The organism is Shinella lacus, assembly GCF_010994755.1.
GTDB classification, from domain to species: Bacteria; Pseudomonadota; Alphaproteobacteria; order Rhizobiales; family Rhizobiaceae; genus Shinella; species Shinella lacus.
Map to the genome: position 1 here is coordinate 82694 of NZ_WHSB02000010.1, position 15390 is coordinate 98083.

Below are 15390 nucleotides of genomic sequence, written 5' to 3' on the forward strand. Positions count from 1 at the left end.
GACTATGACGGACGATAGCGCAATCCTCGCCGTGGATATCGGCGGCACGAAAACCCTGGTCGCCCTTGTCGATGCGTCTGGCATGGTGGAAGAGGCCACGGTCTCGACTGCCCGGGACGACGGCCCCGACCGCTGGCTAGAAGCGGCGTTTTCCGCCGCAAAACCCTGGCAGGGGCGGTTCCATGGCGTCGGCCTTGCCGTCACCGGCTTCGTGCGGAACGGCTGCTGGTCCGCGATGAACCCGGCGACCTTGGGCATTCCGCCGGATTACCCGCTCATCGCCCGAGTCGAGGCGCTTACCTCCCTGCCGGCCATCGCCGTCAACGATGCGCAGGCCGCCGCCTGGGGCGAACATGCCTTTGGCGCAGGGCGCGGCGAAGACCTCGTCTTCCTCACCATATCGACTGGCATCGGTGGTGGCATCGTGCTCGGCGGCCGGCTGCAAAAGGGTCTCGCCGGGCATTTCGGGCTCACCACCGATGGCGACGACGGCGCCTTCCTCGAAGACCGCGTTTCCGGACGGTGGATGGCGGCGGAGGCCCGGCGCCAGGGACATGAGGCCGATGCGCGGCAGGTTTTTGCTGATGCATCGCGCGGCGAGACATGGGCGATGGATATCGTCGCAGCCTCCGCTCAGCGCGTGGGGCGCCTCTGCCGCAACATCCAGCTGGCGCTCGATCCGCCGCGCATCGTGCTCGGTGGCGGCATAGGTCTGGCGGAGGGGTTCATCGATCGGGTCAGCGCTCTCCGGCCGCCGCTCGGTGCCGTTCCGCCGGTGCCTGTCTGCCGGGCCGAGCTTGGTGTTCGCGCCGGCATTCTAGGGGTCGCGAATCTCGCGCGTATCGCATTTTCGGGGCGGGGCCGCTAAGGCGCGCCGTCCCCATTTGTCGAAAAGGAGGAACCGGATGTCGGTTCGAAACGCGGCCATGGCGGACATGGCCTTCATCATGGACGCCTATCGCCTGGCCTTCGCCGTCAACGAAGCGTGGACGCGCAACTATGTGCGCATGACCGGCATCGACTGCTTCCGCATCCTCGAAAAGGACGGTGTGCCGGCCGCGGTCTGGGCGGTCGTGCCCTGCGGCCACTGGTTCGGCGGACGGGCGGTGCCCGCGGCCAACATCGCCCATATCGCGATCCAGCCGGAGTTCCGCGGCGGAGGGCTTGCCGCGGAGATCATGGAGCTTTCCTGTGACGACGCGCGCAAGGGTGGCGCCTGCCTCGCCAGCCTCTTTGCCTCGACGCGCCCGGTCTACCGCCGCTCCGGCTTCAACCTCGCTGGCCACGAGATGATCTACGAGGCGCAAACCGCGGAATTCTACAAGATCCGGCAGGATATCCGCGTCCGCCGCATACCGCTCGCCGAGGCGCAGGCCGTTCTCGACCCGATCTACCGGCGCGCCTGCCGCAACGAGGCCGGCCTGCTCGACCGCAACGACGCGCACTGGAACGCCCGCCTTGACGAAACGACATACATACCCTCCGTCTTCGTCCTGGGCGATGACGAAGGCTATGTGGTGATCGAGACACCCAGTGAAGACGTCCTGGAAATCCGCGATTGGGCGGCGCTCAATGGCGCGGCCGCGCGACAGATCTTGAAATTCATCGGCACCTTCTCGACGGTCTATCGCACGGTGCGCTGGCACGGCGCGCCGCAGGATGCGCTGGTCTTCGCCATGCCGGACAAGGGATGGTCGCAGGTCCACCAGGAAGAGTTTCTCATGCGTGTGCTGGACCCCATCGCTGCCCTGAACGCGCGGGGTTATGCTTGCGACGATGGTAATTTGACGCTTACGATCGAAGGGGACGAGCCGCAGGTCCTGCATCTTGCCCTTCGCGACGGCAAGGCAAGCTGCACGCCCGGTCGTGGAGAGGGACCGTCGCTGTCGATCGAAGCGGCCCAGCTTCCAAGCCTGTTCTCCGGCTTCCGCTCAGCGAGCTTCCTGCACCGTGCCGGCCATGTCGACGGCGATCCCGAGGCGGTTGTGCTCGCGGACCGCATTTTTGCCGGCCCGCCGCCCTGGGTCGCCGAGCATTTTTGAGTTAGCCGTTCATGTGAGCCTGCTGGCGCGGTGTCTCGATCGGGGAAAAGCCGAAGCGTTTCTTGTAGCAGGTCGCAAAATACTGGCTGGAGGAGAAGCCGCAGTCATAGGCGATGTTGGTGACGGTCTGCTGGCCGCTTTCCAGCAATTGCCGCGCAGCATTGAGCCGCAGCATCTGGAGATAGCGCACCGGCGTCATGTTGGTCAGCACCTGGCAGTGCTGGGTGAACTGGGTGCGTGATAGGTTACACTCCGCTGCCATGTTCTCCAGCGTCCAGTCTTCATCAAGCGCGTGTTTCAGCCGCTTCAGGAAGATTTCCACCGTGCGCTTGGAGCTTGCCAGCGCGAGGTCCAGCACGGGCGACTGGCTTTCCAGCATCTGGCGGAATTGCAGCAGCATCATCGAGATCAGCAGGCGCAGGCGCGCCTCTCCCCCGTCGATATCGCGGCCCGCCACCACCTCGTGGATTTCCAGGAAGGTGCGCGCGACGTCGCGCGAGGCGAGGTAGGAGAGCTGTTCGTTTTTCGACAGCAGCTCGCTCAGCCGCTTACGGTCGCGCTCCGGCCAGCCGATCCAGTCCGGCCAGAGCCAGGTTTCGTGCGGCCGGCGCACGCCCATGTCCATCAGCACCCAGATGATGTGGCTGGCGCCGATATTCGGATCGCCGAGCGCATGCAGCTGCCAGGGCCGCACGACGAACATCTGGCCCTCGTTGATGACCGTCCTGCGGCCGTCCATGGTGATCGCCAGCGAACCGCGGGCGAGATAGGCGATCTTGACGCCCTCGTTGCAATGTTCGCGCAGGCCCCAATCCTGCGGGATCGTCGCATCCCAGCCGCCGACGGAGCAGACCTGCGGCAGCGCGTTGCCGAGGTCGATGCCCGGATAGCCGCGCCGCGTCCAGGCATTGAGCGAGACCTGCCCGGCAAGCGAGGCCTTCATCAGGTCCTGGCAATTGCCGGCATAGAGCAGGGCACCCGGCTCGCGGAAAACCGCCGGCCGGTTGACGGCCCGTTCGTTGCTGCCCTTCGTCATCGCTCCCCTCCGTCGATGTCTGAAATTTACCGGTCGTCTATTTCGAACGCCGGCAGCGATTTATTGCGCAATGCTGGGACATCATCAAGCGACAAATGGAGGCGCTGGTGATTTGCCGTTGAAACTCAACGGCATGAGGGAGAATCAGGGAGGATTTGCCGGTGCGGATAGGCTTCCACACGGACGCGTTCAACTCGGCCTACTGGTCGTTCGAAAAATGCTTGCAGTGGGCGAGCGACAACGATGTGCACTTCATCGAGTGCGGCCTGATCGACGGCGTGAGCTGGATCCATGGCCTCGGCTACCAGCCGCATGTCGCGCTCTACGAGGACCCCGCGCTGCTGCGCCGCAAGATGGATCGCTACGGCGTGCGCTTCTCCCAGGTCGATGCCGCTTATCCGCTTTCCGGCGAGGATGGCCCGCTGCGGGGCGTGCCCTATGTGCTGAAATCGATCGCCTGGGCCGCGCAGGCCGGCAGCCCCTGTGTCGATACGACCGACGGGCTGCACATGCCGGCGGGCTTGAGCGAAGAGGAATCGATGGCGCTGATGAAGCGCAGCTACGAGAAGATCATCGAGGTTGCGGAGGCGCACGAGATCATCGTCAACATCGAGCCGCACGGCCATTTCACGACCCGCCCCGAATTCATGGCGCGCATGCTGGCCTTCGTCGATTCGAAATGGCTGCGCATGAACATGGACACCGGCAATACGTTTATCGCCGGCCAGGAGCCGACGGAATTCCTGCCGCGCTTCATCGACAAGGTCAGCCATGTGCACGTCAAGGACGTGTCGCAATCGTTGGCGGATGCGGTGCGCGGCGGGCAGACCGGCATTGCGGTCAGCCATTGCGCGCTCGGCGACGGCATCAACGCTGAGAACATCAAGGCCTGCCTCGCCCAGCTTCGCGACCATGGTTATGACGGCGTGCTGAGCCTCGAATGCGAAGGGACGGCCGGGCCGATGATCGAGAAATCGCTCGCCTGGATCCGCGGCATCTGCCGCGATCTCGGCATCAAGCTGCATTGAGCGCGCCATGAAACTCGGCATCAACCTGCTGTGCCTGACGGATTTCGTCGATGACCGGCATCTCGAAAGCATCGGGCGTCTGCGCGACCTCGGTTATGACGGCATCGAGGTTCCGGTTCTGAAAGGTGAGATCGGCCACTACGAGCGCCTCGGCAAGGAGCTGGATACGCTCGGCCTCGCCCGGTCGACCACGTCGATCGTGCCGACGCCAGAGGCCAATCCCGTCAGCGGCGATGCCGAGGTGCGGGCGCGGGGCCTTGCCCATCTCGACTGGGCGCTGGATTGCGCCATTGCGCTGGGCGCCGAAAGCATGGGCGGGCCGTTCCATGCGCCGATCGGCTTTTTCACCGGCGCGGGTGCAAGCGAGGACGAACTGAAGTACGGAGCGGATGCGCACCGGGCACTGGCGGAGCGGGCGGCGGCGAACGGCATGCTTCTGAGCCTGGAGCCGCTCAACCGTTTCGAGACCTATTACCTCAACACGATGGAGCAGGCCCGCGCCTATGTCGATCGCGTCGGGCATCCTGCCTTCAAGATCATGTACGACACTTTCCACGCCAATGTGGAGGAGCGCCGGCCGGAGGAGGCGATCCGGCTCATCGGCCCGGATATCGGCGTCTTCCATGTCTCGGAAAACGACCGTGGCATCCCCGGGCGCGGGCACATAGATTTCCCGGCCATGTTCACCGTGCTGAAGGAGATCGGTTATGACGGCTGGTTGACGCTTGAGGCTTTCGGGGCCGGCCTGCCGGCCATCGCGACGGCGACCCGCGTCTGGCGGCCGCTGTTTCCGGATTTCGAGACGCTTTTCTCCGAAAGCGCAACGTTCATTCGCAAGACATGGGCAGCAGCATGATTAGTCCCGCAATCGAGATGCGCGGCATCACCAAGAGTTTTCCCGGCGTGAAGGCGCTGAAGAGCGTCAGTTTTTCGGCCTATCCGGGCGAGGTGCACGCGCTGGCCGGCGAAAACGGCGCCGGCAAGTCGACGCTGATGAAGATCCTCTCCGGCGTCTACCGGCTGGATGGCGGCGCCGTCGTCGTCGGCGGCGAGGAGCGGCATTTCAGCCATCCGCTGGAGGCGATCCGCGCCGGCATTGCGGTCATCTACCAGGAATTCTCCCTGCTGCCGGAGCGCACGGTGGCGCAGAACATCTTTCTCGGCCGCGAGCCCACGCGGCTTGGCCTGATCGACCACAAGGCGATGAATGCGGAGGCGCGGCGCGTGCTGGCACTGTTCGGCTCGGCGCACCGCATCGAGCCCGATACGGTCGTCGCCGATCTCGATGTCGCGAGCCAGCAGCTGGTCGAGATTGCCAAGGCGGTATCGCTCGATGCGAAGGTGATCGTGATGGACGAGCCGACCGCGGCGCTCAATGAGGCGGAATGCGAGGTGCTGTTCGGCCTCGTCGATACGCTGAAGAAGCGGGGCGTGGCGATCGTCTACATTACCCACCGCATGCGCGAGATCACGCGGCTTGCCGACCGGGTGACCGTGCTGAAGGACGGCGAGACGGCGGCGAGTTTCGACCATGTGCCGGAGCCCGACACAATCGTGCGCGCCATGGTCGGCCGCGATATCGGCGATTTCTATGCGGCACCGGCGACGCCGCAGGAGATCGGCGAGGTCGTGCTGTCCGTACGCCATGCCGGCAATGAGCGGCTGAAGGACATTTCCTTCGAGCTGCGCGCGGGCGAGATCGTCGGTTTTGCCGGATTGCAGGGGGCGGGGCGCGTGGCGCTGGCCCAGGCGATCTTCGGTTTTGCGCCCTTCACCGAAGGCGAGGTCGAGCTTGCCGGCAAGCCGGCGCGCTTCACCAATCCGCGTGACGCGATCCGCGCCGGCATTGGCCTCCTGCCGGGAGACCGCAAGGCCGAGGGGCTGGTGTTGATGCAGTCGGTTTCGGACAACGGTTTGCTGACGGCGCGGGCGCTTTCCGGCCTTGCGGGCAAGGCCGACGCGACGCCCTTTGCCTCCGCTGAAGAGATGGACAAGCTGCTGCACGAACTCGATGTCAGGGCCGGCAGTTTTTCGCAGGAGATCAAGGCGCTCTCCGGCGGCAACCAGCAGAAGGCAATCGTCGCGCGCTGGCTGGCGCTGGCGCCCCGGCTGCTGATCTTCATCGAGCCGACACGCGGCATCGACGTCAATGCCAAGGCCGGCATCTATCACCTGATGCGTGATCTGGCGCGCAAGGGCACGGCGATCATGATGGTGTCGTCCGATCTGCCGGAGGTGCTGGGCGCGGCTGACCGCATCCTCGTCATGCGCGCCGGCGAACTCGTGGCTGCGTTCCCGCGCGGCGTCTCGGAGGCCGATGTCATGCTCGCCGCAACCGGCGAAGAGGCGGTGGCGGCATGAACACGGCGACCCTCACCAAACGTCCCGCCTGGCGCATGGAGCGCTACGCACCGGCTTTGCTGCTTGCCGCAGCACTCGCCATCTATATCGCGATTGCGCTCAGCCTGGGCCACACGCGGTTCCTGACACCGGAAGCGGCAGTCTCCATCCTCAACCGCTCCATCGCGCTCGGCATTACCGCCGTCGGCCAGACCTTTGCGATCCTCGTCGGCTCGATCGACCTCTCGGTGGCGCATCTGATCTCGGCGTCCGCGGTCGTCTCCTCGGCGATCATGAACGGCGACCCGGCGATGATGGTGCCTGCGGTCCTCGCCGTGCTGCTGATGGGCGCCGTGGTCGGCACGCTGAACGGGCTGCTGATCACCAAGCTGGAGGTCAATCCGCTGATCGCGACGCTCGGCATGGCACTGATCATCCAGGGCTGCCTCGCCTCCTTCCATGGCCGTTTCGGCGGCTCGGTGCCGGATGCGTTCCAGTATTTCGCCTATGGCGAAGTGCTTGGCCTGCCGGTGAGCCTCATCGTGCTGGCGCTTCTGGTGCTGGCAGCCTGGGCTGTGCTGCGCTTTACCCGCTTCGGCTCGAACATCTATTCGGTCGGCGGCAATCGCGACACGGCGCGCGCCGCCGGCATCAAGACCGCGCGTGTGGTGATGGCGAGCCACATCATCTGCAGCCTCTGCGCTTCGCTCGCCGGCCTCTATCTCGCAAGCCGCCTGAAATCCGGCTCGCCATGGATCGGCACGGAGGGTGCCTATGATCTGGAATCGATCGCGGTGGTCGTCATCGGCGGCACGATCCTTTCCGGCGGCAAGGGCGGCATATGGGGCACCGTGGCGGGCGTCATCATCTTCTCGCTGATCGATTCGATCTTCAATCTCGCCGGCGTCGATGCCTTCGCCAAGCAGGTGATGCGCGGCATCATCATCGTCGCCGCCGTTGCCTTCTACGCCGTGCGTTCGAAGAGGATAGTGGCATGATCCAGGAAACCGTCGGTTCCGCAAAGGCGCCGGGCGCCGCAAGGGGCGGCCGCCTGCCGAAGATCAATCCCGTCTTCTTCGTGCTTGCAGCGCTGCTTGTCGCCATCACGCTGTCCAACCCGAATTTCGTCGAGCCTACCGGCTACATGAATTTCCTGAAGCGGGCCGCACCGCTGGCGATCCTCGCCGCAGGGCAGATCTACGTCATCGTCTCGGGCGGCTTCGATCTTTCCGTCGGCTCGGTGATCACGCTGACGGTGGTCGGCTCCTCCGTGCTGCTCAACAACAATGCCGATGCGACCTGGTGGGTGATCCCGGTCATGTATGCGGTCGGGCTTGCCGTCGGTGTGGTCAATGGGCTCGTCGTCAGCTATCTGCGCGTGCCCTCGCTGATCGCCACACTCGGCATGATGATCACGCTGAACGGGGCGGCCTTCATGTGGTCGAGCGGCTCGCCGCGCGGCTACCTGCCGGAGACGTTCCGCTTCTTCGGGCGCACCAATATCCAGGGCATTCCGCTCATCCAGTTCTTGCCGGTGGCGCTGCTGGTGCTCATCGTGGTCGGGCTCTGCCTGTTCTGGCTCATGCACCGCACCAATCTCGGGCGTCTGCTGCATGCGATCGGCGATAATCCGCGGGCGGCGCAGATGTCGGGCGTTCCCCTGGAGCGGGTGCGTATCATCGCCTTCGTCATCTCGTCGCTGAGCGCGGTGACGGCCGGCATCCTGCTTGGCGGCTTTGCCGGGGTCTCGACGGATGTCGGCGTCGGCTACGAATTGCAGGCGATCACCGCCTGCGTCATCGGCGGCGCGCAGCTTCTGGGCGGGCGCGGCTCGGTGCCGGCCTCGATTGCCGGCGCGCTGACGCTGACGGCGATCTTCACGCTGCTCAACTTCATCGGCTTGCCGAAACCGGTGCGCGACGTCGTGCAGGGCGTGATCCTGATCGTCGCGGTCGTGCTTGCCACCTACCGGCGCAACCGCGCCGGCGGGACCTGAATTTCGCCGGCCGCATGGCCGTCGGGAGGAACCTGAACATCATGATCAAATGGGAGTGAGACATGAAAAAACTGCTGACCGCCGCCCTTTCGGCTGCCCTCTTTGCCAGCACCGCGCAGGCCCAACAGCTAAACTTCGACGATCCCGCGGAATTTGCCCGGCAGCGCGAGATGCTGACGGCGAAGGCCAATGGCCCGGAGGGGGAGCCCTGGGTGCAATATTACGGTGACCAGATGGCCGACACCGCGCAGTACAAGAAGGAAGGTCCCTACACGATCTGCTTTTCCAATGCCGGCGTGAACAATGCCTGGCGCGTGACCGGCTGGACCAACATGCAGGCTGAGGTGAAGCTGCATCCGGAGATCAAGGAACTCATCCATGTCGATGCCGAGGGCTCGGACGACAAGCAGATTTCCGACATCGATGACCTGATCAACGGCGGCAAGTGCTCGGTGCTGATCGTCTCGCCGAACACCACCGCGGCGCTGACGCCCGCCGTCGAAAAAGCCTGCGCCAAGCTGCCGGTCATCGTCTTCGATCGCGGCGTCAACACCAAGTGCCCGGTGACCTTCATCCACCCGGTCGGCGGCTACGGCTTCGGCATCCAGGCCGGCGAGTTCGTGGCGGCGACCGCACCGGCCGGCGCCCACGTGCTGATGCTGCGCATCGTGCCCGGCGTCGATGTTCTGGAAACCCGCGCCTCGGCGGCCAAGCGCATCTTCAAGGAGAAGGGGCTGAACGTCATCGGCGAGGAATTCACCGAGGGTGACAATGCCAAGACCAAGTCGATCGTCGAGGATTATCTGCAACGCGGTTCGATCGATGCGATCTGGATGGACGCCGGCGCGACGGCCGTCGCGGCGCTCGAAGCCTTCGAGGATTCCGGCCTGCCGCTGCCGATCATCACCGGCGAGGACCAGCAGGATTTCCTGATGAAATGGAAGGCCGAGGGCTTCAAGGCGATCGCGCCGACCTATCCAACCTACCAGTGGCGCACGCCGATCATCGCGGCCGTCAAGGTGCTGAAGGGCGAAGCGGTGCCGGGTCCGGAATGGGTGATGCCGCAGCCGTCCATCACGGCTGAAACGCTCGACCAGTATGTCAACGACAAGATGCCGCCGCTGCATCACGCCATGTGCGGCTGCGAGAAGCTGCCCGATTATCCGGCGGCCTGGGGCGGCCAGTAAACATCATTATCCGGGCCGCAGAATGCTGCGGCCCGGACTTTCTCGCTACGAGCTGAGCTGCGTGTTTATATCGTTCATGAGCGCATGCAGGATCAGGGCAGCCCTGGCTGCGAGGCGCAGCTTGTTGGTCATGTCCGTCACCCGATCTGGATGCCGTATGGCATAGGCGTGGATCTGCGTTTCGTCGAACAGATTACCCTGCTTTTCCGTGATCAGCTGGGCAGTGGGGAAGGCGAGGACATTGGACATGGGATCTCCAGTCTTCTCTTAGATCAGGCAAGGCATGGGGAGAGCGGGAGGCCACTCTCCCCATGCCGCTCAGAACTCCTCCCACTGATCGCCTTGTGGAGCCTGGGCGAGGGCGGAAGAGTTCGAGAAGGCGGTCGCCACCTTGCGGGCGAGCGTGCGGGCGGGGGAGGCTTTCGCGGCAGCGGGGTTCATCGCCGTCACCGCGGCAGGCCCGCTTTGGCGCTCGTCCAGCTTGAACTGCGCCAGAAGTTGCGAGAGCGTCGAGACATCGGTGGAGAGGCTGTGCGTCGCCGCCGTCGTCTGCTCGACCATCGCCGCATTCTGCTGCGTGCCCTGGTCCATCGAATTCACCGCGGTGTTGATCTCCTGGAGGCCGATCGACTGTTCGCGCGCCGCCTCGACGATGGCCGAGACGTTGCGGTTGATCTCTTGCACTTCCGTGGCGATCGTGCCGAGGGCCGCACCGGTTTCACGCACCTTCTGCACGCCTGCCTGAACTTGCAGGCTGGATGCGCTGATCAGGTTCTTGATGTCCTTGGCGGCTGCCGCCGAGCGCTGTGCCAGTTCGCGGACTTCCTGGGCGACGACGGCAAAGCCCTTGCCGGCCTCGCCCGCCCGTGCCGCCTCGACGCCGGCATTGAGCGCAAGAAGGTTGGTCTGGAAGGCGATTTCGTCGATCACGCTGATGATGTTGGTGATCTCGCCGGAGGACTTTTCGATGAGCTGCATTGCCTCGATCGCGTCGCCGACGACGATGCCGGAACGTTCAGCTCCCGCGCGGGTGCGGGCGACGAGACTGCCGGCCTCTTCCGCGCGGCGGGCGGAGTCCTTGACGGCGGTGGTGATCTCTTCCAGTGCGGCTGCCGTTTCTTCGACGGAAGCGGCCTGCTGTTCGGTGCGGCGCGCCAGATCGTCGGCGCCGGAGCGCATTTCGTTGGCGCCAGCATTGATGCTGCGGGTGCTTTGCTCGACACGGCGCAGGGTCGTCTGGAGCTTGAGCATCGAGTCGTTGAAGTTGCTGCGCAGGCCATCGAGATTAAGGCCGAAGGGCTGCTCGATGCGGTGGGTCATGTCGCCGCCGGAGAGGCGTTCCAAGCCGGTGGCGAGTGCGTCGACGGCGTGCTGGATGGTTGCTGCCTCCAGTGCCTTCTGCTCCTCGCGCTGGCGGCGTTCCTGCTCGGAAAGCCCGCGGTTCGCCTCGGCTTCCTGTTCGAGCCGGATGCGCTCGATCGCATTGTCGCGGAAGACGGCGACAGCGGCCGCCATCTGGCCGACCTCGTCCTTGCGGGCGAGCCCAGAGACCGGTGCTGCCGTCTCGCCCTCCGCAAGTGTGAGCATGCGTTGGCGCAGGGCATTGACCGGCCTGGTGATGCCATAGATCGTTACTGCCAGAGAGGCGATGATTGCAGCGAGAAGAACGACGCCCAAGACGACTAGCGATGTATCAACCGTGAAGTGGGCATCGGTGGTCAATGTCTCCGACTGCGCATCGACGGACGCGATGCCGGTCTCGACCCAGGCGGCAATGCTCTTCCGGAGCTTGATGATTTCCTCATCCTGCCGCGCGAGAATGACCAGCGCTTCGTCGTTCTTGTTTCTTGATGCGTATTCGACGGCTTTGTCCAGTTCGACTATTATGGCTCGGGTCGCGTCTGCAAACGCCTGGATATCCATTGCTTCTGCAGGCATTCGCTCTTTGGCTGTCTCGAGCTGCTCGATCGCAATTTTGGCATTTTCGGAATAGCTTTGTTTCAGCCCGGGCATTTGCGGCGAGTTCGCGTCATACACGACCACTTTGTAGGCAATATAGATTATCGTATGAATGCTTGTATTGGCCCTTGCGACCAACAAGGTCGCCTTGTTGTCGGTCGCTAGGAATTCGCTATAGGCCGAATCGGCCTTGAGGTAATTCCAAGATAAATAAAAGGTGCTGGTAATCGTGATGACGCTCAACATGATGAGCGGTGCCAGCACTTTGGTGATGATCTTGGCATTTTGTAGGAAAGACATGGTTGCCTCGTGAGGATGGCGGAAGCCGGGATGATCAACATCGCCCCCTCCATATCGGCAACGCGACCTGTGTAAGGCCGCCGACTGATGCTGGTAACGCGCAACACTCTGCATCGCACGCGAAGATGCCATCATGGCAAGCGAAGGGCTTGTGCTGTCAATATTTGCGTTAATTGTTAAGTTGTAATTAAAGTTTGAATTAACTGTCTTATAGATCGTCAATAATGCTAAGAAATATGCCGTCTCTTTCGGATTTTGTTGAGAAAAACTCAAGTTGTTGAGTTTAATTCACTGAATTTAATCTCTATACATCCATTTTATACATCACTCAGCCTTCGCGGCACGAATTTGCGGCGCCGGCGAATAGCAGCACGGCTTGAGGCGTCACCTGTCTGGATGCGCAGGAGCGCTGCTGTTTGCATGGGAGAGGGCTTTGCAAGCCAGAACGGTTTTTCTTGGGGGTCTGCTGGCGGTCTTGGGGGCAGAGGCCGGTCGGGCGGATTGCCTTGCCGATTTCAACGCGATCAACAGCCAGCGGCGTGACACCGCGCGTTATGCGCTGGAGGTTTCGGCGGATGTGCTTTCGCTCGAGGGCAGCGTGGTCAAGCACATGGCCTCTTCGTCGCTGTTCGACCTGACGGATGGCCTGCGCATGAAGACCTCCGGGCTCAACACCCAGGCTGATTTCATCCTGATCGGCGAGGAGGGCTGGACGCTCGCGGCAGGACAGTGGACGCCGATGCCGGCCGAGCAGCGGACGCTGGCGCTGCAAGGCGTCATCGCCGATCGTTATGTCTACGACCGGGATGCGCAGGATTTCGAATGCCCGGGCGAGGCGGCGTTCGAGGGCAAGCCGCATGAACGCTTCGTCTTCAACCAGACGGTCGGCGTGCTGGAAAGCCGGGTGACCGCCTGGTTTGATCCCGCGACCCGCCTGCCGGTGGCGGTCGTCTCCAATGCGGAGGTGAACGGCTACAAGGTCGTCGCGACGACACGCTACCGTTTCGATCCCGCTATCCGCGTGGAAGTGCCCCGCTAGCGACCGGAAAGCTCATCTCAACACAGTGATTTTTTATCAATATTGCGGTCGGAGGTTTTATGCCAAGAGCGAGGAACATGCTCAAAACTGATGAAACGCAAGTTCCTGCCGGGATGCCCAGGTTCTATTTCCACATATCCAACGACACCGAGACCTTGCGGGACGAGAAGGGCATCATCCTTGATGACACGGCGGCTGCAGCCGCCTATGCGCGGCGGATCGTGCGGGAAATCGCGGTGACCGAAAAGGTCAGCGTGCTCGTCACCGATGCGGATGGCCAGGCGCTGATGCGGGTTCCGTAAGCCGCCTCACGCCTTGCCGAAAAGCGCCATGAGGTCGACGGAATCCGTGGTTTTCGCACCGAGTTCCAGGTGGTTCTGGATGTGCCGCAGGTGGAGCGTCATCATCCACGCCGCCTTTTCCGCATCCCGCGTGTGAAACGCCCCGACGATCGCCGCGTGATCGTCGTCGCGACAATTGCTGACGCCGGAGCCGAAAAGGCCGATGATCAGCGAGGTGCGGGTCACCAACTCCTTCATCGTGCGGATGAGGATGGCATTGCCGGCGACCTGCGCCATCAGGGTGTGGAACTGGCCGGAAAGGCGGATCGCATCGTGGCGCCGCCGCTCCTTGTGCGCGACATATTCCATTTCGAGGTGGCGCGTCAGCGCAGAGATATCCTCCTCCGAGGCACGGTGGACGGCGAGGCGCGCGATGTTCGGCTCCAGCGCCAGGCGGGCCTCGAAGACCTCGCGCGCCTGCTCGGGCGTCGGCGAGGCGACGAAGGCGCCGCGGTTGGCGTGCAGTTCCACGACCTCGCGGCTGGCGAGCAGCAGCAGGCTGCGCCGGATGCGCATGCGCCCGACGCCGAAGGCATCGCACAGGGCGGATTCCGACAATTTCGTGCCTGGGGGCAACCGCTGTTCGATGACCGCTTCGAAAATACGCTCGACGATATCGCTCTCGTCGATCTCGTCCGCTTCGAAGGGCGCTCCGCTGCTGAGTTCAACCACTGCCGTTTACCTCGATACGCTCCGCCTGCACTCGCATGATCCATCTAATATGTCGCATTCGGTTCACCAACAAGCCGCGATTTCGTTGACATGATCAAAATGTCTTGTTCACAACCCCTTGACAGGATCGTTAACAATGCGCGTAATGCCCATGCCAAAGGCCGAATGAGGCCGCGCTCAGCGGCCCGCTCGCCAATAGAAAACAGATCAATGGCCCAGAGGAAGTGGAACATCATGCAAAAGCGCACATTCCTGAAATTTTCCGCCCTTGCCGCAGCGACCGTCCTGTCGCTGCCGCTCATGGCTTATGCCCAGAACGCGACGCTGAAGATCGGCTTCGTCGGCGTCACCTCCGGCCCGGCCGCATCCTGGGGCGTTTCCAACCAGCGCTCGATGGAAACCCGGGCGGCCTGGCTGAACGAGCTCGGCGGCGTCAAGATCGGCGACAAGACCTATAATATCGAAATCGTCCCCTTCGACGACCAGAAGGACCCCAAGCGTGCCATCGCCGGCATGGAAAAGATGGCGCAGGACGGCGTGCATTACGTCGTCGGCCCGAACGTCGATGACGGTGCTGCGGCCGTTCGCCCGGTCGCCGAACAGAACGGCATCATGTACTTCCCGTATGCCTTCCCGAAGGAACTCTTCACCGCGCCGGCATCGAACGCGATCCTCGGCATGGTGGCGAACTACCAGTCCGGTCCCGCCATCTACAAGTTCCTAAAGGAAAACAAGGGCGTGAAGAAGGTGGCCTTCGTTGCCGCCAACGAATCCGACCCGCTCAGCCAGCGTGAATCCGGCATTGCCGCCGCCGAGGCGCTCGGGCTGGAAGTCGTCTCCGGCAACGTGACCTACCAGGTGGATACGACCGACTTCACGCCGGTTCTGCTGCCCGTCATCCAGGCGTCGCCGGACCTGCTGGTGCTTTCCGGCGTGTCGCCGGCCAATGCGCCGCAGCTCATCCGCTCGGCGCGCGAGCTCGGTTATACCGGCCTCATCTCGACGGAAACCGGCCAGGATGCGAGCGTCCTGCAGGAAGGTGCGGGCGAACTCGCGGACGGCTTCATCTCCGTCGGCGGTGCGTCCACGCCGGAGCTTGCCAGTGAAACGATGACGGAATTCGTCGACCGCTATACGAAGATGTTCGGCGAATATAACGACGAGTCGAACACCAAGGTCTATGCGCTCGAATACATCCTCGAGACGCTGAAGGCGAACCCCGCGGCCATCGAGAATGTCGATGAATTCAAGAAGACGATGGACACGTTCGAAGCCGCGAACCCCTTCATGAAGGGCGACGCCAAGCTGAAATATGTCGGCATGACCTCCTTCGGCCAGAAGCGCCAGGTCTCCGTTCCGCTCGTCGTGAACGAGTACAAGGGTGGCAAGTTCGAGACGCTGTTCGTCGGCCAGGTCGACTGATCCGAGCCTAGGACTTTACAAAGAAACG

At 63.3% G+C, this 15390-nt stretch carries 15 protein-coding genes; 11 read left to right on the forward strand and 4 right to left on the reverse strand.

The window, feature by feature from the left end; all coding sequences use genetic code 11:
* The first annotated feature begins 4 nt into the window (after window positions 1–4).
* The gene (locus tag GB927_RS23505) at window positions 5–868 is read left to right on the forward strand and encodes an ROK family protein (protein WP_256119655.1); all 864 of its coding nucleotides are present in this window, start codon (window positions 5–7) and stop codon (window positions 866–868) included.
* Window positions 869–905: 37 nt separating this feature from the next.
* Window positions 906–2042, forward strand: a complete 1137-nt coding sequence (locus GB927_RS23510; RefSeq protein ID WP_256119656.1) for a GNAT family N-acetyltransferase — start codon at window positions 906–908, stop codon at window positions 2040–2042.
* 1 nt (window position 2043) lies between these two features.
* Here the strand turns inward: GB927_RS23510 and GB927_RS23515 are convergent, their stop codons facing one another.
* The gene (locus GB927_RS23515; protein WP_256119657.1) at window positions 2044–3078 is read right to left on the reverse strand and encodes an AraC family transcriptional regulator; all 1035 of its coding nucleotides are present in this window, start codon (window positions 3076–3078) and stop codon (window positions 2044–2046) included.
* A 161-nt stretch (window positions 3079–3239) separates the two neighbouring features.
* On the opposite strand from GB927_RS23515, the gene GB927_RS23520 reads away from it, so the two are divergent.
* The 6 genes from GB927_RS23520 to GB927_RS23545 all read left to right on the forward strand — a co-directional run bounded on the left by GB927_RS23520 (window position 3240) and on the right by GB927_RS23545 (window position 9629).
* Window positions 3240–4106, forward strand: a complete 867-nt coding sequence (locus GB927_RS23520; RefSeq protein ID WP_256119658.1) for a sugar phosphate isomerase/epimerase family protein — start codon at window positions 3240–3242, stop codon at window positions 4104–4106.
* A 7-nt stretch (window positions 4107–4113) separates the two neighbouring features.
* Window positions 4114–4962: a sugar phosphate isomerase/epimerase family protein gene (locus tag GB927_RS23525; RefSeq protein WP_256119659.1), complete on the forward strand. Its 849-nt coding sequence runs from the start codon at window positions 4114–4116 to the stop codon at window positions 4960–4962.
* A complete protein-coding gene (locus tag GB927_RS23530; RefSeq protein WP_256119660.1) occupies window positions 4959–6467 on the forward strand; it encodes a sugar ABC transporter ATP-binding protein in 1509 nt (502 codons plus the stop codon). Before GB927_RS23525 ends, GB927_RS23530 begins: the two co-directional genes overlap by 4 nt.
* Complete coding sequence (locus tag GB927_RS23535) at window positions 6464–7444, forward strand: ABC transporter permease (protein ID WP_256119661.1); 981 nt, start codon at window positions 6464–6466, stop codon at window positions 7442–7444. The genes GB927_RS23530 and GB927_RS23535 overlap by 4 nt, the downstream gene beginning before the upstream one ends.
* Complete coding sequence (locus GB927_RS23540; RefSeq protein ID WP_256119662.1) at window positions 7441–8442, forward strand: ABC transporter permease; 1002 nt, start codon at window positions 7441–7443, stop codon at window positions 8440–8442. The genes GB927_RS23535 and GB927_RS23540 overlap by 4 nt, the downstream gene beginning before the upstream one ends.
* A gap of 62 nt (window positions 8443–8504) precedes the next feature.
* Window positions 8505–9629, forward strand: coding sequence for a substrate-binding domain-containing protein (locus GB927_RS23545; protein WP_256119663.1), 1125 nt, complete (start codon window positions 8505–8507; stop codon window positions 9627–9629).
* Window positions 9630–9674: 45 nt separating this feature from the next.
* Here GB927_RS23545 and GB927_RS23550 read toward each other — a convergent pair whose 3' ends face one another.
* Together GB927_RS23550 and GB927_RS23555 are read right to left on the reverse strand one after the other, a co-directional pair.
* Window positions 9675–9878: a hypothetical protein gene (locus tag GB927_RS23550; protein WP_256119664.1), complete on the reverse strand. Its 204-nt coding sequence runs from the start codon at window positions 9876–9878 to the stop codon at window positions 9675–9677.
* Window positions 9879–9947: 69 nt separating this feature from the next.
* Window positions 9948–11888 carry a methyl-accepting chemotaxis protein gene (locus tag GB927_RS23555; RefSeq protein ID WP_256119753.1) on the reverse strand — a complete coding sequence of 647 codons (1941 nt, stop codon included), beginning with the start codon at window positions 11886–11888 and terminating at the stop codon, window positions 9948–9950.
* 433 nt (window positions 11889–12321) lie between these two features.
* Between GB927_RS23555 and GB927_RS23560 the strand changes: the two genes are divergently transcribed.
* Together GB927_RS23560 and GB927_RS23565 are read left to right on the forward strand one after the other, a co-directional pair.
* Window positions 12322–12927, forward strand: coding sequence for a hypothetical protein (locus tag GB927_RS23560; RefSeq protein ID WP_256119665.1), 606 nt, complete (start codon window positions 12322–12324; stop codon window positions 12925–12927).
* 113 nt (window positions 12928–13040) lie between these two features.
* Entirely contained in the window at window positions 13041–13229 is a 189-nt protein-coding gene (locus GB927_RS23565) for a DUF6894 family protein (protein ID WP_256119666.1), read from the forward strand.
* Window positions 13230–13235: 6 nt separating this feature from the next.
* Here GB927_RS23565 and GB927_RS23570 read toward each other — a convergent pair whose 3' ends face one another.
* Entirely contained in the window at window positions 13236–13940 is a 705-nt protein-coding gene (locus GB927_RS23570; protein WP_256119667.1) for a GntR family transcriptional regulator, read from the reverse strand.
* Between the two features lie 234 nt (window positions 13941–14174).
* Between GB927_RS23570 and GB927_RS23575 the strand changes: the two genes are divergently transcribed.
* The gene (locus GB927_RS23575; protein WP_305112339.1) at window positions 14175–15362 is read left to right on the forward strand and encodes an ABC transporter substrate-binding protein; all 1188 of its coding nucleotides are present in this window, start codon (window positions 14175–14177) and stop codon (window positions 15360–15362) included.
* Window positions 15363–15390 lie beyond the last annotated feature (28 nt).